We start from the raw sequence: 23,949 nt of genomic DNA on the forward strand, positions 1-23,949 counted from the left end.
ACCCGATCACATCGAAAAGCGGTGGCCGAGCGTGAGTTCGGCCACCGCTCGCGTGATCGCCGGCGGGCGCCGGTCACCCATCTGTGATGAGATCGCCTCCATGGCGCAGAACGTGGGCACGAGCACGGTGGGAACCCTTGCGTTGCCGGGTGACCGGGAGGCCGGACGATGACGATCAAGGTTGCCCTCGAACATCGGACGAGCTACTCCTTCGACCGGCCGACCAAGATCTATCCGCATGTGGTCCGGCTGCGTCCGGCACCGCACTCGCGTACCCCGATCGAGGCGTACTCGCTGACCGTCGAGCCGGGTGATCACTTTCTCAACTGGCAGCAGGACGCCTTCAGCAATTACCAGGCGCGCCTGGTGTTTCCGGAGCCGTCGAGCACTCTGAGCATCACCGTCAGCCTGGTTGCCGACCTCACCGCGATCAACCCCTTCGACTTCTTCATCGAGGACTGGGCCGAGGACTACGGGTTCACCTATCCGGAGCAACTGCGCCGCGACCTCGAGATCTTCCTACGTCCGGCCGGTGTCGCCGAAGGTGAGTTCGCGGGTGCGCCTGTGCATCCCGCGATCGCGAAGTTCGCCGCCGAGCACAAGCCGGTGGGCCGCACGCGGGTGATCGACTTCCTGGTCGCGCTGAACGCGGCGGTGCGCGACGCCGTCGGCTACACCGTGCGGCTCGAGGCGGGCGTGCAGTCCCCGGAGTACACGCTCTCCAGTGCCATCGGCTCGTGCCGCGACTCCGCCTGGCTGCTCGTCGCCCTGTTGCGTGAACTCGGGCTCGCCGCCCGATTCGTGTCCGGGTACCTTGTGCAGCTCACCTCCGACATCAAATCCCTGGACGGTCCGTCGGGTCCCGATGCCGACTTCACCGATCTGCACGCGTGGACCGAGGTCTACCTGCCCGGCGCCGGTTGGGTCGGCATGGATCCCACCTCCGGTCTCTTCGCGGGGGAGGGGCACATCCCGCTGGCCGCCACCCCGCATCCCGTCGGCGCCGCGCCGATCACCGGGGCGACCGGACCCTGTCACGCGACCCTGGATTTCTCCAACACGGTCACCCGGTTCCACGAGGACCCGCGCGTCACCCTTCCCTACACCGCGGAGCAGTGGGACCGGGTCAACGATCTCGGTGCCCTGGTGGACAAGCGGATGGCCGACAACGACGTGCGCCTGACGATGGGCGGCGAGCCGACCTTCGTCTCCGTCGACAACCAGACCGATCCGGAATGGCTGACCGCCGCCGACGGACCCCACAAGCGGCTGCTGGCCTCCCGGCTGGCCGAACGCCTGAAGCAGGCCCATGCGCCGTACGGGCTGGTCCAGCGCAGTCAGGGAAAGTGGTATCCCGGTGAGCCGTTGCCGCGCTGGCAGATGCAAGTGATGTGGCGCGACGACGGCGAGCCGATCTGGCGCGATCCGGCACTGCTCGCCGATCCGTGGTCGACACCGGAGCAGTGCGCGGCCGCGATCGAGACCGAGACCCACGGCGCCGATCCGGCCGCCGGGGACCACAGTCCGGCCCGGGAGCTGCTCACCGCGTTCGCCGAGACGCTCGGCCTACCTGACCGGCAGGTGATGCCCGCCTACGAGGATCCGCTCGTGCGGATGCGCGAACTGGCCGCGATGCCGCCCGGGGACCCCGGCACCGATCCGACGCTGCCCACCGCGCGTGCGTTCGCGCAGGCGGAGGTCTCGGTGGAGATCGACGGTGTCGAGGTCGACGCCGAGGAGAGCGACGACGCGGACAGCCTCGCCCCGGCGAGCGACTCGGTGACCAAACGCCGCGCGCTGGTGGCCAAGCTCGACGCCGCGGTCACCGAGCCGACCGCCTACGTGCTCCCGCTGAGCCGTTCGGAGGATCGCGCCGACTGGCAGAGCGCCGTGTGGACCACCCGGCGCGGGCGTGTCGTCCTCACCCCCGGAACGTCGCCGGCCGGACTGCGCCTGCCGCTGAACTCGTTGTCGTGGGGACCTGCGCCGACGCTGTTCGAGGCCGACCCGTCCGCCCGTCCCGGCGCGCTGCCCGCCGATCCGGCCGCGGCACTGGGCTACACCGTGCGCGAGGTCGACCCGACCGAGTTCCTGCCCCGCACCGCACTCGTCGCCGAGGTTCGTGGCGGCGTGCTGTACGTGTTCATGCCGCCGACGTCGACGCTCGAGGAGTTCCTCGCCGTCATCGAGCTCGTCGAGGGGGCGGCGGCGGCGACCTCGACGCCCGTGGTCATCGAGGGTTACGGGCCACCGGCCGACCCGCGACTGACCTCGCTGTCGGTGACCCCCGACCCGGGTGTCATCGAGGTCAACATCCAGCCGACCGCAGGCTTCGCCGAGCAGTCCGAACTGCTCGAATCCCTCTACGACCACGCCCGGGCGGTCCGGCTGGGCACCGAGAGCTTCGACCTCGACGGCAGTCACGGCGGCACCGGCGGCGGCAACCACATCACGCTGGGCGGCACCACCCCGGCCGACTCGCCGATGCTGCGCCGGCCCGACCTACTCGTGTCGATGCTGACCTACTGGCAGCGGCACCCCGCGTTGTCGTACCTGTTCTCCGGTCGCTTCATCGGAACCACCTCGCAGGCGCCGCGCGCCGACGAGGGGCGTGAGTCGGCCCTCTACGAACTCGAGATCGCCTTCGCCGAGATCGACCGGCTCGCGGTGACGAGCGACAGCGGTGACACGGCGCCGCCCAATCCGTGGGTCACCGACCGCGCCCTGCGGCACCTGCTCACCGACATCACCGGCAACACCCACCGGGCCGAGTTCTGCATCGACAAGCTCTACAGTCCGGACTCGGTCCGCGGGCGGCTCGGGCTGCTGGAGTTGCGTGCCTTCGAGATGCCGCCGCACCACCGGATGGCGATGGTGCAGTCGCTGCTGGTCCGGAGCCTGGTCTCCTGGTTCTGGGAGGAGCCCTATCGGGCGCGGCTGATCCGCCACGGCGCGGACCTGCACGGCAAGCATCTGTTGCCGCACTACGTGATCTCCGACATCGCCCTCGTCGCCGAGGACCTCCGCGAGGCCGGCTATCCGTTCGAGACCGCATGGCTCGACCCGTTCACCGAGTTCCGTTTCCCGCGACTGGGCACCGTGCAGATCCGCGACCAGGAGATCGAGCTCCGCAGCGCCATCGAGCCGTGGAACACGCTGGGGGAGGAGTCGACGGGCACCGGCACCGCCCGCTACGTCGACTCCTCGGTCGAGCGCGTGCAGGTGCGGGTGCTCGGTGGCGAGGACGATCGATACCTGTTGACCTGCAACGGTTTCCCGATTCCGCTGCGCTCGACCGGACGCACCGGGGAGCGGGTCGCGGGGATACGCTTCCGGGCCTGGCAACCGCCGAGCTCGCTGCACCCGACGATCACCATCGACACCCCGCTGACCTTCGACCTCGTCGACACCGTCAACGGCCGGTCCGTCGGCGGTGCGACCTATCACGTCGTCCACCCGGGTGGCCGCGCCTATGATCGGCCGCCGGTGAACGCCGTGGAGGCCGAGTCTCGTCGCAACGGACGGTTCGAGGCGACCGGCCACACCACCGGCGCCGTCGACATCGGCCTACTCCGCGAACGGCAGGCCAGACAGGCCGTCGATTTCGGGGTCCCCGGCATCCTCGATCTGCGGCGGGCACGTACAGTTCTGCGGTGACCTCTTCGCCGGGCAACGCTTCCGCGGTGTTCGATCGCTACCGTGCCGAGGGGTACACGCTCTTCGACATGGACCGGCTCGGCGAGACCGGCCTCGGCGCCGACGCGCCGCCCGTCCACTACGACGAGTTGCTGGACTCCACGGGAGCGGTTCGTCCCGCGTGGGAGGACCTGGCCAGGATCTACGCGCTGCGCGGCAGCGATCGTCTCCGTGAGTCCGCCGCGCGTCTGGCCGCGTCGGTCAGCGACGACGGAGTGGTCTACAACGAGTTCGACGGCAGCTCGACCGTCACCCGCGACTGGGATGTCGATGCGGTGCCGCTCGTCGTCGACGGCGTCGAATGGGCTGCGCTGGAGAAGGCCATCACCCAGCGGTCGATGCTTCTCGATCTTCTGCTGCGCGACCTGTACCGCGACCAGAAGACCATCACCTCCGGGCTGGTCGCCCCCGAAATGGTCTTCGGGCACCCCGGTTACATCCGCAAGGCCGCGCGGTTGGAGGTGGCCGGTCCGCACGCGCTGTTCCTGCACGCGGTGGACGTCTCGCGCCTCGCCGGCGGTGGTTTCGTCGCCTACGGCGACCGCACCCAGGCGCCGTCGGGCGTCGGCTATGCGATCGTCGGCCGCCGGCTGATGTCGAAGACCTTCCCGCAACTGTTCCAGGCGTGCGCGCCCCGTCCGATGGCCAACTTCGCGGCCACCATGCGGCTGGCGCTCACCGAGTACGCGCCGCCCGGCGTCGACGACCCGACCGTGGCCGTCCTCAGCCCGGGCAGCATGTCCGAGACCGCGTTCGACCAGGCCTACCTGGCGTCGGTTCTCGGTTATCCGCTGGTCGAGGGCGCCGACCTGACCGTCCGTGACGGCGCGGTCTACATGCGCTCGCTCGGACGCTACAAACGTGTCGACGTCCTGCTGCGCCGCGTCGACGCCGCCTACACCGATCCGCTCGATCTGCGTACCGACTCCCAGCTCGGGGTTGCGGGCCTGGTCGAGTCGATCTCGCGCGGCAACGTCACGGTCCTCAACACTCTCGGTTCGGGCGTGCTGGAGAACCCGGCCTTGCACACAGTGCTGGAGCGGCTCGCGCCGGTCCTGCTCGGCGAGGACCTGCTACTCGGCTCGGTCACCACCTACTGGGCCGGAGACACGTTGCAGCGCAGCAAGATCCGCGCCAACCTCGGGTCCCTTGTGCTCACCAACACCCGCACCGACGAGGAGTTCGTCGGCCCGCTGCTCGACGCGGCCACGCGTGCCGATCTCGCCGCCCGGGTGGAGGCGCAGACGTGGCAGTGGGTGGGCCGCGAGCTCGAGGCCTTTTCGGTGGCCCCGACCATCACCCCGGGCGCCGCGCCCGGCCGGAACGGACGCGTGCTGCGTGCCGCGCCGGTGTCGGTGCGCGCGTTCAGCGTCGCGCAGGGACCGACCTACTCGGTCATGCCCGGCGGGCTCGGCGCCGTCCTGGCCGACGGGGTCGAGGGAGCCGCCCACCACGTGATCGCGGCCAAGGACGTGTGGGTGACCAGCACCGAGGTCGGCGGGCATGTGTCCCGCCGGTCGGAGACGCGTAACGAGCCCGAGCCGCTCGTTGCGATCGCGGCCGGACGCCCGGCGCCGCGCGAGTACTCCGAGGTCGCGGCCGCGGCGAGCCCGCGTGTGCTGGCCGACCTGTACTGGCTGGGCCGCTACGGCGAGCGCACCGAGCTGGTGACCCGGCTCGCGAAGGTCTCCCGGGAGCGCTACCAGGACTTCCAGTACCGGCCGTGGATGTCGGGGATCTCCGCCATCCCGCTGCTGCTGCACGCGGTCGCCTCGGTGACCGGCACCGCGGGCTACCTCGACACCGCCGGTCTGCTGGTGTCGGGAACCGACCGGCCACCCTCACCCGATGAGGTCAACGGCGCCATCGAGAAGATCGCCGAACTCACCGTTGCGCGTACGGTGCCGGGCACGATCGCCTACTCGGTCGACCGTCTCGTCGCGGCTGCCCGTGCGGTCCGTGACCAGATGTCGACGAGTACGTGGATGGTGCTGGCGCCGGTGGAGCGCGTCGTCGCGAACACCGCACGACTCGTCGCCCGGTCGCGCGCCGAGTCGGGGCCCGAGGGCCTCGGGGACGCCGCACTCGACCTCGGTCCCGACCTGGCCCGTGCGCACGAGGAGGTCCTGCACGGGGTCCTGGCCCTCACCGGCCTGCAGGCGGAGTCGATGGTCCACGACGCGGGCTGGATGTTCATGGACCTCGGTCGCCGGATCGAACGCGCCATCACCCTGGCCGACCTCACCCAGGTGATGTTCGCCGATGCGCGGGACATCGACGTCGAACAGGCACTGCTCGAGTCGTTCCTCGCCGCCAACGAGTCGTCGGTGATCTACCGCCGCCGCAATCGGGGTCTGTACCGGCTCGCCAGCGTCGTCGAGTTGTTGCTGTTCGACCCGACCAACCCGCGGTCGATGATCTTCTCGCTCGAACAGATCCACACCGACCTGGTCTCGGTGCCCGAGACCCTGCGGTCGGCCGGCGCCGAGCGCGCGGTCCAGGACATGATCGCCGACCTGCGTCGCAGCGACCCGGCTGACCTGGTCGGAATCGACGCATCGGGTCGTCGTGCCGATCTGGCCGAGCTGATGATCACGCTGCGGGCCGGCGCGCGCGAGCTGTCGGAACTGCTGACCAGGACCCGCTTCGCCGTGCCCCGGCAGGCGCAGCCGATCTGGGGCGGTGGTGAATCGTGAGCTCGCGCATCTACCGGGTGATGCACCGGACCAGCTACACCTACGACGACGACGTGTCCTCCTCGTACGGTCGTTGCCACCTGACGCCTCGCGACCTGCCGGGGCAGCGGGTCCGCTCGACGTCGGTGCACATCGAACCCGAGCCCGACGACCGTTCGACCGGCATCGACGTGTACGGCAACAACGACAGCTACTTCCACGTGCGCACCCCCCACCGCGAACTCACCGTGACGGCACGCTCGGTGGTCGAGGTGGACCCCATCGACCAGGGCGTGCTCCTCGGATCCGCGGCCCGCGCCCCCTGGGAATCGGCGCGCCCGGCGGTGGTGGGCACCGGCGACGCCGCCTTGGCCGCCGAGTTCGTCCTGGATCTGGACCCGCCGGAGATCACCCCCGCGGTCCGGGCCTACGCCGACGAGGTGTTCACCCCGGGGCGGCCACTGATCGAGGCCGTCACCGACCTCACCACGCGCATCTTCGGCGACTTCACCTACCGGTCGGGTTCCACGGCCATCTCCACGCGGGTCGACGCCGTGATGGACCGGCGCGAAGGCGTGTGCCAGGACTTCGCGCGCGTGGCGATCGCCTGCCTACGCTCGGTCGGACTCGCCGCGCGCTACGAGTCGGGGTACCTCGCGACCGACCCGCCACCGGGCAAGGAGAAGATCTTCGGCGCCGACGCGAGCCATGCCTGGGCCGCGGTGTGGATGCCCGACGGCCGGTGGCTCGCCTTCGACCCGACAAACGACAAGCTGGTCGACGAGCGCCACGTCACGCTCGCCTGGGGACGCGACTACGACGACGTCCCACCTCTGCGCGGCGTCATCTACACCGACTCCAAGAAGAGTCACATCGACGTCTCGGTCGACGTCAGCCCCGTCGACGCGCCCGGCGAGGCCTGAACCCGTCCCCATTTGTCGTTCGCGAAACAAAAGTGTTGCGGCGCAGCGTGTTCGGTGACGCTTATGATAATTTGCCAACCGCAAGGTCCTACAGATGGATGAACACTGCTGTTGCCACCAGGTTGCAACAGGTACCTTGGGGGACGACATGACGGTCATAACAGAAAGCCGCATCATCAGCGTGGTGCGGGCGGCAGAGGCGCTGCTGTCACAACGCGCCGGGTCCCCAGTCGTCCTCGATGATCCAGAGAACCTCGGTGGGAGCGGACGCACGACGGTGGTGCGGGTACGGGTCGCCCAGAACCCGCTCAGCCTCGATCGCTCACTGGTCATCAAGGCACTGCCCGAACACGAGGACCCCCAGGCATTCCACCGCGAGATCGCGTCGTACAAGTACGCCACCGCGCTGCCCAACGAGTCGCGTCCGGGCCCGCAGCTGATCGCCTCGGCCCCGGAACTGCGCATCATGGTGCTCTCCGACCTCGGACACGGTCGTTCGATGCTCGAATACCTCGCCGGCACCGACCCCGTCGAGACCGCACGCGCGGTGAGTGCGTGGGGTCAGGCGCTGGGCCGGATGCATGCGGCCACCGTCGGCGGCGAAGGTGATTTCCTCGCCCTGGTGCGCCGGGGGCCCTCGGGCACCCAGGGACGCGACATCCTGCGCGACGAGGCCCTTCGCTCGATCGATTCGGTCGCCGGTCACGGTGAGTCGCTCGGCGTCGAGGTACCCGCTCATGTGATCGATGCCCTGCGCGGCGCCGCCACCCTGTTCGACGAGGGCGAACACCGCGCGTTCAGTCCCTCCGACGTCGGACCGGAGAACATCCTCCTCAACGACGACGGCGTCCAGTTCATGGACTATGAGTGGGGCAGTTTCCGCGACGCCACCCTCGACATCGCATACGCGCTGGTCACGATCACCGCGCAGCTCCCGGCCCGGTCGTCGGACCGCGTGACCGACCTCGAGGTGTCGATGGTCGACGCGTGGCGGTCGGAGGTGCTCTCGATCTGGCCCGCACTCGCGCACGAGCGGGAGATGCAGCGCAAGGTGCTGATGGCGCGGTTCCTGTGGGTGTGGCTGTCGACGGCATGGATGCTGCCCGGCGAGTCGGACTCGTCCCCCCTCGACAGCGCCGCCCTCGACACCGCAGGTTTCGACACCGCAGGTTTCGACACCGCAGGTTTCGACAACTCGGGTTTCGACAACGCGGGTTTCGAGAACGCGGGCTTCACCCACGACTGGGCTCTGCACACCAACGACCCGCGTGTGATCGTGAGCCGCTGGACCGATCTCGCGGCTGCCGCCGGGCGCGCCGGGGACGACGAGATCGCCGCCTTCGCGTCCTCGATGGGGCTCGCTCTGCAACGCAACTGGCTGGCCTGACACGCTCGTGGACGGACTGTTCGACCCGCCCGAGGACCCTCGGGCCCCCGCTGGACACGGCCCGGGGCCCGGAGGGCTGACCGCTCCGCCGTCACCGACGGCGCCGCTCGCGGTCCGGATGCGACCGCAGAGTCTCGACGAGATCGTCGGTCAGCAACACCTGCTCGGCACCGGCTCGCCGCTGCGCCGCCTGATCAGCGGCGCGGGCGCGGCGTCGGTGCTGCTCTACGGGCCGCCCGGCACCGGCAAGACCACCATGGCGTCGTTGATCGCACGCGCCACCGGCGGCCGGTTCGAAGCACTGTCGGCGTTGTCGGCCGGCGTCAAAGAGGTTCGCGCGGTCATCGACGTCGCCCGCCGCCGACTCATCGGCGACAGCAAGACCGGCGGCCAGCAGACCGTCCTGTTCATCGACGAGGTCCACCGGTTCTCCAAGACCCAGCAGGACGCCCTGCTCGATGCCGTCGAGAACCGGATCGTGCTACTCGTGGCGGCGACCACGGAGAACCCGTCGTTCTCGGTCGTTGCGCCGCTGCTGTCGCGTTCGCTCGTCCTGCAACTGCGGTCGCTCACCGACGCCGACATCCGCGAGGTGCTGACCCGCGCGGTCGCCGACCCCCGCGGACTGAACGGTGAGGTGGAGGTCACCGACGCCGCCTACGGCCATCTCATCGCGGTGTCGGGCGGGGATGCGCGTCGTGCGCTGACCGCACTCGAGGCAAGCGCCGACTCGACCGACCGGATAGATCTCGCCGACGTCGAGACCGCGATCGACCGCGCCGCGGTGCGCTACGACCGCGACGGCGACCAGCACTACGACGTGACCAGTGCATTCATCAAATCGATCCGCGGCTCCGACGTCGACGCCGCCGTCCACTACCTCGCGCGGATGATCGCGGCGGGGGAGGACCCGCGGTTCATCGCACGGCGACTGATGATCCACGCGAGCGAGGACATCGGGATGGCCGATCCGACGGCCCTGCAGGCGGCCGTGGCGGCCGCCCAGGTGGTCAACCTCGTGGGCATGCCCGAGGCGAAGCTGGCGCTGACCCAGGCGACGATCCACCTCGCGACCGCGCCCAAGTCCGCGGGTGTGGTCGCCGCGATCGGTGCCGCGCTCGCCGATGTGGAATCGGGGAAGGCGGGGGCGGTCCCGGCCCACCTGCGGGACGGCCATTACCCCGGCGCCAAGAAGCTCGGCAACGGCGTCGCCTACCGCTTTCCGCACGACGATCCCGATGGTGTTCTGGCGCAACAGTATCCACCCGATGATCTGGTCGGCGTCGATTACTACGTGCCCACCGATCACGGTCTCGAGCGCGAGATCGGTCCGCGGGTCGCGAAGTTGCGGTCGATCGTGCGCGGTGCGGTGTCCCGGCGCCGCTCGCGCTGACGGCCTTCGGCGACGTCGTCGCAGATGAGAGTCCCTGCGCCATTCCACGACGCGCCGACGGTAGGCTGGGATGTCGCGACAGTCAATGGTCGCGACTACCAACCGCGAGGACGACACCCACAGTGCAGACGCATGACATCCGGAAGCGCTTTCTGGACCACTTCATCAAGGCCGGCCACACCGAGGTGCCGAGTGCCTCGTTGCTGCTCGACGACCCCAACCTGTTGTTCGTCAACGCGGGCATGGTGCCGTTCAAGCCGTTCTTCCTGGGTGAGCGGACGCCGCCGTACTCGCGCGCGACCAGCGTCCAGAAGTGTGTGCGCACCCTCGACATCGACGAGGTCGGGATCACCACCCGGCACAACACCTTCTTCCAGATGGCCGGCAACTTCTCGTTCGGCGACTACTTCAAGCGCGAGGCGATCACCTTCGCCTGGACGCTGCTGACCAACAGCGTCGACGACGGCGGTTACGGCATCGACCCCCAGAAGCTGTGGCCCACCGTCTACCTCGACGACGACGAGGCCGAGGCCATCTGGCGCGACGAGATCGGTGTGCCCGCCGAACGCATCCAGCGCCGCGGGATGAAGGACAACTACTGGTCGATGGGCGTACCCGGCCCGTGCGGTCCGTGTTCGGAGATCTTCTTCGACCGCGGACCCGAGTACGGCGTCGAGGGCGGCCCGGAGGCCGACGAGGACCGCTACATCGAGATCTGGAATCTCGTGTTCATGCAGAACGTGCGCGGACCCGGCGGCGGCAAGGACAACTACGAGATCCTCGGCCCGCTACCCAAGCAGAACATCGACACCGGCATGGGCGTCGAACGCGTCGCCTGCCTGCTCCAGGGTGTCGACAACGTCTACGAGACCGATCTGCTCAAGCCGATCATCGATCTCGCCGCGGAACTGTCCGGGCGTGCCTACGGCGCGGGCTCACACGACGACGACGTCCGTTTCCGCGTGATCGCCGACCACGCGCGCACCTCGGCGATGCTGATCGGCGACGGCGTCCTGCCCGGCAACGACGGCCGCGGATACGTCCTGCGCCGGCTGCTGCGGCGAGTGGTCCGGTCCATGCGGCTGCTCGGGACCGGCGACGACAAGGCCACCATGGGCACGATCATCGGCAAGGTCATCGACCTGATGGCGCCGTCGTACCCCGAGCTCGAGACCCAGCGCCGCCACATCGTCGACGTCGCCGTCGGTGAGGAGACCTCGTTCGCCAAGACCCTCGCCGCCGGTTCCAAGCTGTTCGCCGACGCCGCCACCGCCACCAAGAAGGCCTCGCGCACCACCATCGCCGGGGCCGACGCCTTCACCCTGCACGACACCTACGGCTTCCCGATCGACCTGACGCTCGAGATGGCCGCCGAGGCCGGACTCGCCGTCGACCAGGAGGGTTTCACCGCCCTCATGGCCGAGCAGAAGCAGCGCGCCAAGGCCGACGCCACCGCCCGGAAGACCGGACACGCCGACCTCAGCGTGTATCGCGACTTCCTCGACCGCGGACCGACGGAGTTCACCGGCTTCGACGAGTTGGTGTCGGAGGCCCGCATCCTGGGTCTGGTCGCCGACGGCGCTCGAATGCCCGCGGCGTCGGCCGGTCAGGAACTCACGGTCGTCCTCGACCGCACCCCGCTCTACGCCGAGTCCGGCGGCCAGATGGCCGACATCGGCACCATCACCACCGGTTCGGGTGTCCGCATGTCGGTCACCGACGTGCAGAAGGTCGGCAAGTCGGTGTGGCTGCACAAGGTGCGCGTCGACGAGGGCGAGATCGAAGAGGGCGACGAGGTCCTCGCGGCCGTGGACACCGCATGGCGTCACGGCGCGACGCAGGGACACTCGGGCACCCACATGGTCCACGCCGCGTTGCGCGAGGTCCTCGGCCCGGGCGCCACCCAGGCCGGTTCGCTGAACCGGCCGGGCTATCTGCGCTTCGACTTCAACGCCGGCGGTCCGGTGACCGAGGCGCAGCGTCGTGAGATCGAGGAGATCAGCAACGCCGCCGTCGAGGCCGACTACCAGGTCAACACCTTCGAGACCGGGCTGACCGAGGCCAAGGCGATGGGTGCCATGGCGCTGTTCGGCGAGAACTACGGCGACGTGGTCCGTGTCGTCGAGATCGGCGGGCCGTTCTCGATGGAGCTCTGTGGCGGCACCCACGTCGCGTCGTCGTCGCGGATCGGTCCGATCACGCTGATCGGAGAGTCGTCGGTCGGCTCGGGCGTGCGCCGCGTCGAGGCCTACGTCGGCATGGACTCGTTCCGCTTCCTGTCCAAGGAACGTGCGCTGCTCGCCGGTCTGGCGTCGTCACTGAAGGTGCCGTCCGAGGAGGTGCCGGGCCGCGTGGAGCAGCTCGTCACCAAGCTCCGCGACGCCGAGAAAGAACTGGCCAGGGTGCGCGCCGAGCAGGCGCAGGCCGCGGTCTCCGGTCTCCTCGACACCGCCACCACCGTCGGCTCGACGCTCGTCGTCGAGGGGCGTGTGCCCGGCCTCGACGCCAACGGCCTGCGCTCAGTGGTCACCGATCTCCGTGGCCGCGTCGCCGACCGTCAGGCCGTGTTCGCGCTCTTCTCGCCGAGCACCGACGGCCCGGAGGCCAAGGTGCCGTTCGTGATCGCCACCACCGGTGCCGCACGCGACGCCGGGATCAAGGCAGGCGATCTGGTCAAGGAGGTCGCACCGCTGGTCGGCGGTCGCGGTGGCGGCAAGCCGGATCTGGCCCAGGGCTCCGGCACCGATCCGGGCGGGATCGACGCGGCCTTGTCACGCATCCGCGAGCTCGTCGGCTGATGCCGGATCCCGAACCTCAGCCGAACGGTCCCCGGCGCGCTCGTGGCCGGCTGCTCGGCATCGACGTGGGGAGCGTACGGATCGGTGTCGCGGTGTGCGATCCCGACGGCATTCTCGCCACGCCGGTCGAGACCGTTCGCCGGACACCTTCGGCGACAGCCGATCTCGACCGGATCGCGGACCTCGTCACCGAATACGACGCGATCGGCGTGGTCATCGGACTGCCGAAGACGTTGAAGAACACCGCAGGCGCGGCGGCCGAGACCGCACGCGAATTCGGCGATCGCCTCGCCGCGCGCATCGCGCCGGTCGAGGTGGCTTGGCAGGACGAACGTTTCACGACGGTGACCGCTCAGCAGGCGCTGCACGCGAGCGGTCGTTCGGTGAAGTCGTCGCGGAGCGTCATCGATCAGGCCGCGGCGGTCGCTATTCTCCAGGGGTGGCTCGATGCGCGACGGTGAATCAGTAGACCCCACAACAGACTCGGGAGGGGATCCTTCGGTGACCGAAGATCGGCGTCGCACGCGACACCGGGATGGCCAGGGACGCCGGGCCGCCGACGGCATGGATCCCGAGCGCCTGCGGTATTTCACCCAGCCCGCCGACGGTTCGCCGCACACGCGGCATCGTCGTCGGCGCACGGGCCAGCAGGGCGACACACCGGGACGCGAGCCGGAGCCCCCGCAGGCCCCGGTACGCCGGGAGGCCGGCGAGTTCCGGGCCCGCGCGACGCCGGTGCGTATCCCTCCGCCGGCGCAGCAGGCACCACAAGCACCGCAGCAGGCACAGCCGAGACCCGCCGCGCCGCAGCCCCCCGCCGCGCCGCCCCGACAGGCGGCACCGGCCCCCGCACCCACTCCGGCCCCCGCACCCACTCCAGCCCCCGCACCCACTCCGGCCGCCGCACCCACCCCGTCGCGATCCGCGCAGCCACCCGGCCACCCCGAATCGCGCCATGTCCGGTCCCGCCGCGATGAGCCCCGCCGCGATGAGCCCCGCCGCGATGAGCCCGGGACGGACGAGGACTGGTGGCCCGGCGCCGACGACGTCGAGGCGGCCGAGCCGACACGCCGCGCACCGCGTCGCACACGCAAGAATCGCCGCGCGGTGCTGGCGCTGGTCATTGTCTTCATGCTCGCGCTCATCACCGGCGTCGGGTACTACGGCCTGAGGGCGACCGGGATGCTCGAATCCCGCAAGGACTACACCAACGCGGCGGGTGCCGGTGACGTGATCGTCGACATCCCCGACAATTCGACGCTGGCCGACTTCGGTCGCATCCTCACCGACGCCGACGTGGTCGGCAGCGTGCGCGCTTTCGTCGATGCCGCAGGCGGACAACCGATGTCCGGCGGCCTGTACAAGATGCGGACGCAGATCCCGGCGACCACCGCGGTCGAGATGCTCACCGACGACGGTGCCGAGCACCGTGTCGGCCGGGTGGTGGTGCCGCCCGGCCTGCAACTCGATTCCAAGACCGGCATCGACGGCAAGGTGACGCCCGGCATCTTCGCCCTCATCGAGAAGGCGACGTCGATCTCGTTCAACGGCCGGCCCGAAGGGGTCACCGCCGCCGAACTGGAGAAGGCCGCCGCCGAGGCGACCCCGGAGGAACTGGGTGTGCCGGAGTGGGCGCGCGAGAACGTCGCCGGCATGACCGGCGACCACCGGCGAATCGAAGGTCTCATCGCGCCGACCACGTGGGAACGTGTCGAACCCGACCACACCGCCGTGCAGATCCTGCACGAGATGATCTCCAAGAGCGGGATCATGTTCGACCAGTGGGGGCTGGTGAGCCGCAACAACTCCGGGCTGGACCCGTATCAGACGCTGATCGCGGCGTCGATCGTCGAACGTGAGGTCCGGCACGTCGAAGACGCTCCCAAGGTCGCGCGGGTCATCCGCAACCGGCTCGACAAGGATCAGCGTCTGGAGATGGACTCGACGCAGAACTACACCGCGGCGGTGACCAACATCGATGTGCACGGCGAGGCCTACAAAGCCGACAACGAGTGGAACACCTACCGCTACAACGGTCTTCCGCCCACCCCGATCGCCGCGGTCGGAGTGCCGGCGCTCGAGGCGATGCTCGATCCGGCCCCGGGTTCCTGGTTGTACTTCGTGACCGTGGACACCGCCGGAACCACCTTGTTCGCGAACACCTTCGAGGAACACAAGCGCAACCGCAACGTGGCGTGCCACAACAAGCTCGTGGCCACGGGCTGTCAGTGAACGCGGGCTGTCAGTGAGTACGGGGTCTCCCTACGGCGCGCACCGTCGCGCCGCGGTCCTGGGATCACCGATCCGCCACTCGCGCTCGCCGCGAGTGCATCTCGCCGCGTACCGGGCGCTCGGGCTGACCGACTGGACCTATGACCGCATCGAATGCACCGCCGACCGCCTCCCGGCGGTCGTGTCCGGTGCCGATCCGGACTTCGTCGGGTTCTCGGTCACCATGCCCAACAAGCTCGCCGCTCTCGAGTTCGCCTCGGAGCGGACCGAACGCGCCGAACTCGTCGGCTCGGCCAACACACTGGTGCGCTCCGAGTCGGGGTGGACCGCGGACTGCACCGACATCGACGGTATGGCCGGCGCGCTGACCGGACTCGCCGTCGACGCCGACATCGCCGCGGGCGCAGACCCGGTCGCCGTCGTCGTCGGTGCGGGTGGAACGGCGTTGCCGACGGTGATGGCGCTCGTCGGGATCGGCATCACCGAACTCACCGTCGTGGCGCGCGACGCCCGACGCGCGGGCCCGGTGCTCGAGCTGTGCGAACGGCTGGGAGTAGCCGGACGCGTCGTTCCCTTCGCGCTCGACCCCGAGCTGGATCGTCGTTGCCGGAACGCGGCCGTCGTGGTGTCGACGGTGCCTGCGCCCGCCGCGGCGGACCTGGCCCCGGCGGTGGCGCGGGCGGACAAGGTCGTCGATGTGATCTATGACCCGTGGCCGACGCCGTTGGCCGAGGCGGTCGACGCCGCGGGCGGCACCGTCGTCGGGGGACTGGTCATGCTCGTGAATCAGGCTTTTCGGCAGGTCGAACTCTTCACCGGCCTGCCCGCCCCGCGCGAGGTCATGATCGAGGCGCTCGCCGCGAACGACTGATCGGCTTCTCCGCGAACGACTGACCGGCTTCGCCGGGGCCGGCCCCTGTGGAATCCCAGGCGGTGTACGCGCCGTCGGCAGCCATGCTCGACCGATGGCCGAATGCGTGATCCTGGTGTGGCTGATGGTCATCGCCGACACCGACGCCCGAACGCTGCGCATCCCGAATCGGCTCGTCTGGCCTGCTCTCTGGGCGGTGGCGGCGCTGAGTGTGGCGCACCCCGCGGTGGGAGTGTCCGCACTCGTCGCGGCGACGCCGTACACGCTGACCTACCTGCTGCGCTGGTGCGGCGGCGGGGACGTCAAACTTGCCGCCGTGTGCGGTGGCCTCGTCCACCGGTGGGACGAGGCCCTGATCCTGGTGGCCCTGGCCTCGTTGATCGCCCTGGCGATGGTCGGGCTCGGCTCGCTGCGCGGGAGGGATCAGGGCGGGAGGGAACACGGCGGCCACCCGCACGGGCCGGCACTCGCCGGGGCCACCGTCGTCGTCGCCGGACTCCTCTGACGACGGGACAGATGCCTCCGCCGTCGGGGTGCGAGGAGCAGCATGGAACAATCGATCACTGTGTTGCGCTGGATAACTGCCGGAGAATCCCACGGACCTGCCCTGGTCGCCATCGTCGAGGGCATGGTTGCCGGTGTCGAGGTGACCTCGACCGACATCGCCGAGCAGCTCGCTCGCCGCCGACTCGGCTACGGACGCGGTGCGCGGATGAAGTTCGAGGCCGACAAGGTCACCGTGCTCGGCGGCGTCCGCCACGGCCTCACCATGGGCGGTCCGGTCGCGATCGAGATCGGCAACACCGAGTGGCCCAAGTGGGAGACGGTGATGGCGGCCGACCCGGTCGATGCCGCCGAACTCGAGGGCAGCGCCCGCAACGCACCCCTCACCCGGCCTCGCCCCGGGCACGCCGACTACTCCGGGATGCTCAAGTACGGCTTCGACGACGCCCGTCCCGTGCTCGAGCGCGCCAGCGCCCGGGAGACCGCGGCCCGGGTCGCCGCCGGCACCGTCGCCCGCAACTTCCTGCGCCAGGTCCTCGGCATCGACGTGATCTCCCATGTGATCTCGATCGGCGCGAGCGAACCGTATGGGGGTCCGCCGCCGCGGTTCGCCGACCTCGACGCCATCGATGCCAGCCCCGTCCGCGCGTTCGACGCCGACGCCGAGAAGTCGATGATCGACGAGATCGAGGCCGCCAAGAAGGACGGCGACACCCTCGGCGGCGTCGTGGAGATCGTCGCCACCGGTGTACCCGTCGGACTCGGATCGCACGTCAGCGGCGAGACCCGCCTCGACGCGCGTCTGGCGGCCGCACTCATGGGTATCCAGGCGATCAAGGGCGTGGAGGTGGGCGACGGTTTCACCACCGCGCGGCGCCGCGGCAGCGAGGCGCACGACGAGATGGTGCCCGGTCCCGACGGCGTGCTGCGCTCCACCAACCGTGCCGGTGGCCTCGAAGGTGGCATGACCAACGGTGAGGACCTCCGGGTGCGCATCGCGATGAAGCCGATCTCGACGGTGCCGCGCGCGCTGTCGACCATCGACATGGCCACGGGGGAGACCGCCAGCGCCATCCACCAGCGTTCGGATGTGTGTGCCGTGCCGGCCGCAGGTGTGGTCGCCGAGGCCATGGTCGCGCTCGTCGTCGCGCAGGCCGCACTGGACAAGTTCGGCGGCGACTCGGTCGCCGAGACCGCGACCAACCTCCGCTCCTACCAGGCCGGTGTCGACGCGCGTCCGCCGCGCCCATGACCCAGACCCCCGATCCGGCACCGCCGACCCCGACCCGGCCGACGTCGGGGAGACGACCGGCGGCCGTTCTCGTCGGCTTCATGGGGGCGGGCAAGTCGACGGTCGGCCGCATCCTCGCCGACCGGCTCGGCGTGGACTTCGTCGACACCGACGTCGAGCTCGTCCGGCGGACCGGGCGCAGCATCCCCGAGATCTTCGAATCCGATGGTGTCGAGGGTTTTCGTGTCATCGAGGAGAACGTCGTCACCGATGTGCTCGACAACCACGGCGGGGTGGTCTCCCTCGGCGGCGGAGCGGTGACGACGGCCGGTGTGCGGGAGGCACTGACCGATCAGCGCGTGGCGTATCTGAACGTCTCACCCGAACGGGGCTACGCGCGGGTGTCCGGCACCGACCGGCCGCTGCTGGCCACCGAGGATCCGGCCGCCCGCTACGCCGAGCTCCTCGCCGAACGCACCGGCACCTACGCATCCGTGTGCTCCTTCGAGGTGGACGCCGACGCCGATCCCGAGACGGTGGCCGATGCCATCGTCGCCCAACTCGCCCGCGAACTGATGTGAGGAAGCCGAGATGACCGATACCGAACCCGTCGCGATCCGGGTCAACGCCGGTGCGCCCTACGACGTGACGATCGGCCGTGGACTCCTCGGCGAGGTCGCCGCCGCCGCACAGGGTGCCGACCGCATCGCGATCCTGTACCAGCCGCCGTTGGCCCAGACCGCTGAGCAGATCCGGGAATTCTTGGCCGACAAGGGTTTCGATGCCCATCGCATCGAGATCCCGGACGCCGAGGACGGCAAGGACCTGGCGGTCGCCTCGTTCTGCTGGGAGGTGTTCGGCCGGATCGGGCTCAAGCGCAACGACAAGGTCATCAGCCTCGGCGGTGGCGCGGCCACCGATCTCGCCGGCTTCGTCGCGGCCACCTGGATGCGCGGCATCGGCGTCATCCATGTCCCGACGACGCTGCTGGCGATGGTCGACGCCGCCGTCGGCGGCAAGACCGGCATCAACACCGAGGCCGGCAAGAACCTGGTCGGCTCGTTCCACGAACCCGACGCGGTCCTCATCGACATCGGCACCCTGGAAACCGTGCCGCGCAACGAGATCGTCGCCGGTCTCGCGGAGGTCATCAAGACCGGGTTCATCGCCGATCCCACCATCCTCGACATCATCGAGGCCGACGCGGATGCGGCCCTGGACCCCACCGGCCCGGTGCTCCCGGATCTCATCCGCCGCTCGGTTCAGGTCAAGGCCGACGTGGTGTCGGCGGATCTGAAGGAGTCGTCGCTGCGCGAGATCCTCAACTACGGACACACCCTCGGTCACGCGATCGAGCGCCGCGAGCGCTACCGCTGGCGCCACGGGGCGGCGGTCTCGGTGGGCCTGGTCTTCGCCGCCGAACTGTCTCGCCTCGCCGGGCGTCTCGACGACGCGACCGCCGACCGTCACAAGTCGGTCCTGGAACTCGTCGGCCTGCCGACGACCTACGACCCGGACGCGTTCGGCGATCTCCTGCAGGGCATGGCCGGCGACAAGAAGAACCGCGCGGGCGTCTTGCGCTTCGTCGTGCTCGACGGGCTGGCCAAACCCGGGAGGCTCGAAGGACCGGATCCCGGTCTGCTCGCCGCCGCCTACTCGGCGGTCGCGGGTGGCTCCTCGAAGGGCACGTCGGTCTTGCTCTGAACGCACACCCACCAGCAAACGACGAACCCACCACGAAACTTCGTGGTGGGTTCGTCGATTGCTGGTGGGTTTACGGATTCACTGCGCGTCGGCGTGGCGATCCTCGTGGACCGACCAGTCGTCCTCGGCGGCGTCCTTGTTCTGCTGCCGGCGGATCAGGAAGCGGCCGACGGCCGCGCCGACGAAGGCCGGCACGAACACGAGCAGCGCGGTGAACGACGCCCCGGCGAACAGTTCGATGAACAGGCTCGACTGTCCGATACCCGCCAGGACGGTGGTACCGAGAATCCACGAGATCAGGCCGGCGAGGACTCCCGCGAGGACGCCGGCCTTCAGCCAGAGGATGGTCAGGTCCTCGTAGTCGTCGGGATCGGGGTTGGCGCGGGCATCGCGGATACCGTCGAAGCCGCCCCAGAGGAGGGCCACAAGCACGACAGCGGCGATCGCAATGGTGCGCCACGTCGTGGAGTTCAGCGGGGCCTCGACCACCGCGACACCGAGCAGGACGCGGGCGAGTACGTGAACTGCGGTCATCGAGAGACCGCGCAACAACCACGAAGACATGCGCGTCATACTACGCACGGTTGTGGTGATTGCGGACACACCCGCACGATACGGCTGGGTTCGCTTGCCGTGCGTGCCCGCCGTAGCGTGGCACCGGTGGCGCACACTCATGACACAGCGGGCAGACGAAACCGGTTGCGGGACACCCTGGCGGCCCGCACCGACGGCACACCCGTCGACGCCTTCGTCGTCTCCGACCTCGTCAACGTCCGCTATCTCACCGGGTTCACCGGTTCCAACGCGGCCGTTCTCATCGACGTCGCGGACCCCGCCGCCGACCGCATCGCGACCGACGGCCGCTACCTCACCCAGGTCGCCGCGCAGGTGCCCGACGTCGAGCCGGTGATCGAACGGGCATGCGTGCCCGCGCTCGTCGACCACGCCCGGACCGCGGGTGCATCCCGCATCGGGTTCGAGGCCGATGAGCAGACCGTGGCGACTCATCGGGCGTTGAGCTCGTCCCTGGAGGGCAGCGGCGTCGAACTCGTCCCGCTGACCGGCGTCGTGCAGGGTCTGCGCGCGGTCAAGGAGCCGGGGGAGATCGAGCTGCTCCGCGCGGCGTGCGCCATCGGCGATGCGGCGCTCGCGGCGATCATCGCCGACGGTGTGCTGCGCGCCGGCACCACCGAACGGGAGGCCGCGCGGGCCCTCGAGTGGGAGATGTACCGCCTCGGCGCCGACGGGATCGCCTTCGAGACGATCGTGGCCGCCGGCGCACACTCCGCGATCCCGCACCACCGGCCGACGCACTCCGCGCTCGCCGACGGTGATCTCGTCAAGATCGACTTCGGCGCGATCGTCGACGGGTACCACTCGGACATGACGCGCACCTACGTGCTGCGACGTGCCGCGCCGTGGCAGCGCGACCTCTACGAACTCGTCGCCACCGCGCAGGCCGCCGGGTGCGCGGCCCTGACCCCGGGGGCGGAGCTGCGCGCGGTCGACGCGGCGGCGCGCGAGGTGATCGCCGACGCGGGGCACGGCGAGCACTACGTGCACGGTCTCGGTCACGGGGTGGGGTTGCAGATCCACGAAGCGCCCGGGATCGGCAAACTCGCGACAGGTACACTGCCATGCGGTGCTGCGGTCACCGTGGAGCCCGGTGTCTACCTACCCGGATGGGGTGGGGTCCGCATCGAGGACACCCTGGTCGTCACCACCGGCGACCCCGACCTGCTGACCGCCACCGACAAGACATTCACCGTCATCTGACTGCAAGGGAAGACACACCACATGGCGACCACCGCCGATTTCAAGAACGGCCTCGTGCTGCGCATGGACGACCAGCTCTGGCAGATCCAGGAGTTCCAGCACGTCAAGCCGGGCAAGGGCCCCGCGTTCGTGCGCACCAAGCTGAAGAACGTGATGAGCGGCAAGACCGTCGACAAGACCTTCAACGCCGGCGTCAAGGTCGAGACCGCGACCGTCGACCGTCGTGACATGACCTTCCTGTACAACGACGGCACCGACTACGTGTTCATGGACGCCCAGGATTACGAGCAGTTCGCCATCCCGCCGGCCACGGTCGGCGACGGCGCACGTTTCCTGCTGGAGAACATGACCGTGCAGGTCTCGCTGAACGAGGGCAATCCGTTGTTCGTCGAACTGCCCGTCACCGTCGAGCTGATCGTCGCCCAGACCGATCCGGGTCTGCAGGGTGACCGCTCCACCGGTGGCACCAAACCCGCCACCCTCGAGACCGGGGCCGAGATCCAGGTGCCGCTGTTCATCAACACCGGTGACAAGCTCAAGGTCGATTCGCGCGACGGCAGCTACCTCGGCCGCGTCAACTCCTGACCGTGAAACAATCCGGAACCAGACACAAGGCACGCAGGCGTGCGGTGGACCTGCTCTTCGAGGCCGAGGCCAAGAAGGTCAGTCCCGCCCAGCTCGTCGCCGAACGCCGCGAGTACGTCCGCTCGGACGAGAGTGTCGGCTCGATCCACGATTACACCGCCACGGTGATCCAGGGCCTGGCCGACGATCAGAGCCAGATCGACGCGGTCATCTCGTCGTACCTGCGCGACTGGACTCTCGAGCGGCTGCCCGCGGTCGACCGCGCCATCATGCGCCTGGCGACCTGGGAGCTGTTCAACTCGCTCGACGTCGACACGATCGTGGTGGTCGACGAGGCGGTGGAACTGGCCAAGGAGCTGTCCACCGACGACTCGCCCGCCTTCGTCAACGGGGTGCTCGCCAAGATCGCCGAGCTGGCCCCGCAGGTTCGTGCCGCCGCGTCGGCCGAGTCCGGCGGGTCACAGTCGGACACCTCGCGCCCGGACTGATCCTCGGCGCCCGGACTGATCCTCGGCGCGGGGGTCGGCCCGCGGTGCGGAAATTCGTCTGTCTCGGTGCCCGGTGTACAGTGACGCCAGACAGACATCCTTTAACGATCCGTCCTGCGAGGCGGAGAAGGAGGTCGGCTTTGGCCAGCCCCGCTCCCAGGGTGCTGCTCGATGCCGCTGACGTGTCGCGCACGGTTGCCCGTGTCGCACACCAGGTCATCGAGAAGACAGCTCTGGATTCACCCGACGCCCCGCGCGTCGTCCTCATCGGAATCCCCACTCGCGGAACATCTCTCGCGATGCGTCTGGGCGCCAAGATCGGCGAGTTCACCGGCGTCGAGGTGCCGGTGGGATATCTGGACATCACTCTCTACCGCGACGATCTGCGCGGAAAGCCACACCGCCCGCTGGAACGGACGATGGTTCCGCACGGGGGAGTCGACAACGCCATCGTGATCCTCGTCGACGACGTCCTCTACTCCGGTCGCACCGTGCGTGCCGCACTCGACGCGCTGCGCGACCTCGGCCGGCCGTCGGCGGTACAGCTCGCGGTCCTGGTCGACCGCGGGCACCGCGAACTCCCGTTGCGCGCAGACTATGTCGGCAAGAACATCCCCACCGCTCGCGACGAGCAGGTGTCGGTGCATCTCACCGAAGACGACGGCATCGACGAGGTTGTCCTCAGCGGTGCCCCGATTCCGCCTGCGGCCGAGGGTGATTCATGATGCGGCACTTGCTGTCGACACAAGATCTCAGTCGCGAGGAGGCCACCGCTCTCCTCGACGACGCCGAACGTTTCGAGCAGGCACTGACCGGTCGCGAGGTGCGCAAGCTCCCGACGCTGCGCGGGCGCACCGTGATGACGGTGTTCTACGAGAACTCCACCCGCACCCGGGTCTCGTTCGAGGTGGCAGGCAAGTGGATGAGCGCCGACGTCATCAACGTCAGCGCCTCGAGTTCCTCTGTGGGCAAGGGTGAATCACTTCGTGACACCGTCAAGACCCTGCACGCCGCGGGTGCCGATGCGCTGATCGTGCGGCATCCGGCGTCCGGCGCTCCGGCCCAGATCGCCGACTGGACAGCGACTCCGGAGGGAGACGGTCCCGCGGTCGTCAATGCCGGCGACGGCACCCACGAACACCCCACCCAGGCGCTGCTCGACGCCCTCACGCTCCGTCAGCGGCTGGGGTCCCTCGACGGGAGGCGCATCGCGATCGTCGGCGACATCGTCCACTCGCGGGTGGCCCGGTCCAACGCCCACCTGCTCGCGACGCTCGGTGCCGAGGTGGTCCTCGTCGCCCCACCGACCCTGCTCCCCGCCGGGGTGCAGGAGTGGCCGGTGACCGTGTCGGGCAGCCTCGACGCCGAACTCCCCGCGGTCGACGCCGTCATGATGCTGCGCGTGCAGGCCGAGCGGATGACCGGCGGCTTCTTCCCGAGCGCCCGCGAGTACTCGGTGCGGTTCGGGCTGAACGACCGTCGCATGTCGATGCTCTCCGACGACGCCGTGATCCTGCACCCGGGACCGATGCTGCGGGGCATGGAGATCGGCTACTCCGTCGCCGACTCGCCCAAGGCCGCCGTGCTCGAACAGGTCCGGAACGGCGTCCATGTCCGCATGGCGGTTCTGTTCCGGCTGCTCGTCGGCTCCGATTCGGCGGGAGCCCACCTGTGAGAACCACCACC

General features: G+C 69.5%; 20 protein-coding genes. 19 read left to right on the plus strand and 1 reads right to left on the minus strand.

Translation table 11 applies throughout. The annotated features are described in order from the left end of the window. Positions 1-31 precede the first annotated feature (31 nt). The 14 genes from H1R19_RS11180 (at position 32) to aroB (ending at position 19,414) form a co-directional block, all read left to right on the plus strand. Positions 32-172, plus strand: coding sequence for a hypothetical protein (locus tag H1R19_RS11180; RefSeq protein ID WP_219851444.1), 141 nt, complete (start codon positions 32-34; stop codon positions 170-172). Next, a complete protein-coding gene (locus H1R19_RS11185; RefSeq protein WP_219851445.1) occupies positions 169-3,657 on the plus strand; it encodes a transglutaminase family protein in 3,489 nt (1,162 codons plus the stop codon). Before H1R19_RS11180 ends, H1R19_RS11185 begins: the two co-directional genes overlap by 4 nt. Further along, the gene (locus H1R19_RS11190; protein WP_244970944.1) at positions 3,654-6,392 is read left to right on the plus strand and encodes a circularly permuted type 2 ATP-grasp protein; all 2,739 of its coding nucleotides are present in this window, start codon (positions 3,654-3,656) and stop codon (positions 6,390-6,392) included. The genes H1R19_RS11185 and H1R19_RS11190 overlap by 4 nt, the downstream gene beginning before the upstream one ends. Beyond that, positions 6,389-7,294 (plus strand): transglutaminase family protein, encoded by a 906-nt coding sequence (locus tag H1R19_RS11195; RefSeq protein WP_188329202.1) that lies wholly within the window; start codon positions 6,389-6,391, stop codon positions 7,292-7,294. The genes H1R19_RS11190 and H1R19_RS11195 overlap by 4 nt, the downstream gene beginning before the upstream one ends. A 148-nt stretch (positions 7,295-7,442) precedes the next feature. Further along, a complete protein-coding gene (locus H1R19_RS11200; RefSeq protein WP_219851446.1) occupies positions 7,443-8,681 on the plus strand; it encodes a protein kinase family protein in 1,239 nt (412 codons plus the stop codon). Between the two features lie 7 nt (positions 8,682-8,688). After that, on the plus strand, positions 8,689-10,074 hold the full coding sequence (locus H1R19_RS11205; RefSeq protein WP_188329204.1) for a replication-associated recombination protein A: 1,386 nt from the start codon (positions 8,689-8,691) through the stop codon (positions 10,072-10,074). A 122-nt stretch (positions 10,075-10,196) separates the two neighbouring features. Then, a complete protein-coding gene (gene alaS / locus H1R19_RS11210; RefSeq protein WP_219851447.1) occupies positions 10,197-12,872 on the plus strand; it encodes an alanine--tRNA ligase in 2,676 nt (891 codons plus the stop codon). Beyond that, entirely contained in the window at positions 12,872-13,333 is a 462-nt protein-coding gene (ruvX, locus tag H1R19_RS11215) for a Holliday junction resolvase RuvX (RefSeq protein WP_188329206.1), read from the plus strand. The genes alaS and ruvX overlap by 1 nt, the downstream gene beginning before the upstream one ends. Continuing rightward, positions 13,320-15,104 carry an endolytic transglycosylase MltG gene (gene mltG, locus H1R19_RS11220; RefSeq protein ID WP_219851448.1) on the plus strand — a complete coding sequence of 595 codons (1,785 nt, stop codon included), beginning with the start codon at positions 13,320-13,322 and terminating at the stop codon, positions 15,102-15,104. Before ruvX ends, mltG begins: the two co-directional genes overlap by 14 nt. A gap of 13 nt (positions 15,105-15,117) precedes the next feature. Then, positions 15,118-15,975, plus strand: a complete 858-nt coding sequence (locus tag H1R19_RS11225; protein ID WP_244970945.1) for a shikimate dehydrogenase — start codon at positions 15,118-15,120, stop codon at positions 15,973-15,975. A gap of 94 nt (positions 15,976-16,069) precedes the next feature. After that, positions 16,070-16,480, plus strand: a complete 411-nt coding sequence (locus H1R19_RS11230; RefSeq protein WP_219851449.1) for a prepilin peptidase — start codon at positions 16,070-16,072, stop codon at positions 16,478-16,480. 42 nt (positions 16,481-16,522) lie between these two features. Further along, complete coding sequence (aroC, locus tag H1R19_RS11235; protein WP_219851450.1) at positions 16,523-17,731, plus strand: chorismate synthase; 1,209 nt, start codon at positions 16,523-16,525, stop codon at positions 17,729-17,731. Continuing rightward, positions 17,728-18,291 carry a shikimate kinase gene (locus H1R19_RS11240; protein ID WP_188329210.1) on the plus strand — a complete coding sequence of 188 codons (564 nt, stop codon included), beginning with the start codon at positions 17,728-17,730 and terminating at the stop codon, positions 18,289-18,291. Before aroC ends, H1R19_RS11240 begins: the two co-directional genes overlap by 4 nt. A gap of 10 nt (positions 18,292-18,301) precedes the next feature. Next, positions 18,302-19,414 (plus strand): 3-dehydroquinate synthase, encoded by a 1,113-nt coding sequence (aroB, locus tag H1R19_RS11245; RefSeq protein WP_188329211.1) that lies wholly within the window; start codon positions 18,302-18,304, stop codon positions 19,412-19,414. Between the two features lie 78 nt (positions 19,415-19,492). Here the strand turns inward: aroB and H1R19_RS11250 are convergent, their stop codons facing one another. Then, the gene (locus H1R19_RS11250) at positions 19,493-19,978 is read right to left on the minus strand and encodes a B-4DMT family transporter (protein WP_188329212.1); all 486 of its coding nucleotides are present in this window, start codon (positions 19,976-19,978) and stop codon (positions 19,493-19,495) included. A gap of 96 nt (positions 19,979-20,074) precedes the next feature. Here H1R19_RS11250 and H1R19_RS11255 point away from each other — a divergent pair, with 96 nt between their 5' ends. The 5 genes from H1R19_RS11255 (at position 20,075) to H1R19_RS11275 (ending at position 23,938) form a co-directional block, all read left to right on the plus strand. Further along, on the plus strand, positions 20,075-21,190 hold the full coding sequence (locus H1R19_RS11255) for a M24 family metallopeptidase (protein ID WP_219851451.1): 1,116 nt from the start codon (positions 20,075-20,077) through the stop codon (positions 21,188-21,190). A gap of 21 nt (positions 21,191-21,211) precedes the next feature. After that, the gene (gene efp / locus H1R19_RS11260) at positions 21,212-21,775 is read left to right on the plus strand and encodes an elongation factor P (RefSeq protein ID WP_188329214.1); all 564 of its coding nucleotides are present in this window, start codon (positions 21,212-21,214) and stop codon (positions 21,773-21,775) included. Positions 21,776-21,777: 2 nt separating this feature from the next. Beyond that, positions 21,778-22,263: a transcription antitermination factor NusB gene (gene nusB / locus H1R19_RS11265; protein ID WP_219851452.1), complete on the plus strand. Its 486-nt coding sequence runs from the start codon at positions 21,778-21,780 to the stop codon at positions 22,261-22,263. 140 nt (positions 22,264-22,403) lie between these two features. Next, positions 22,404-22,988: a bifunctional pyr operon transcriptional regulator/uracil phosphoribosyltransferase PyrR gene (gene pyrR / locus H1R19_RS11270; protein WP_188329216.1), complete on the plus strand. Its 585-nt coding sequence runs from the start codon at positions 22,404-22,406 to the stop codon at positions 22,986-22,988. Next, the gene (locus H1R19_RS11275; protein WP_219851453.1) at positions 22,988-23,938 is read left to right on the plus strand and encodes an aspartate carbamoyltransferase catalytic subunit; all 951 of its coding nucleotides are present in this window, start codon (positions 22,988-22,990) and stop codon (positions 23,936-23,938) included. Before pyrR ends, H1R19_RS11275 begins: the two co-directional genes overlap by 1 nt. The last annotated feature ends 11 nt before the right edge of the window (positions 23,939-23,949 follow it).

The organism is Gordonia jinghuaiqii (assembly GCF_014041935.1).
In the GTDB taxonomy this organism is placed as follows: domain Bacteria; phylum Actinomycetota; class Actinomycetes; order Mycobacteriales; family Mycobacteriaceae; genus Gordonia; species Gordonia jinghuaiqii.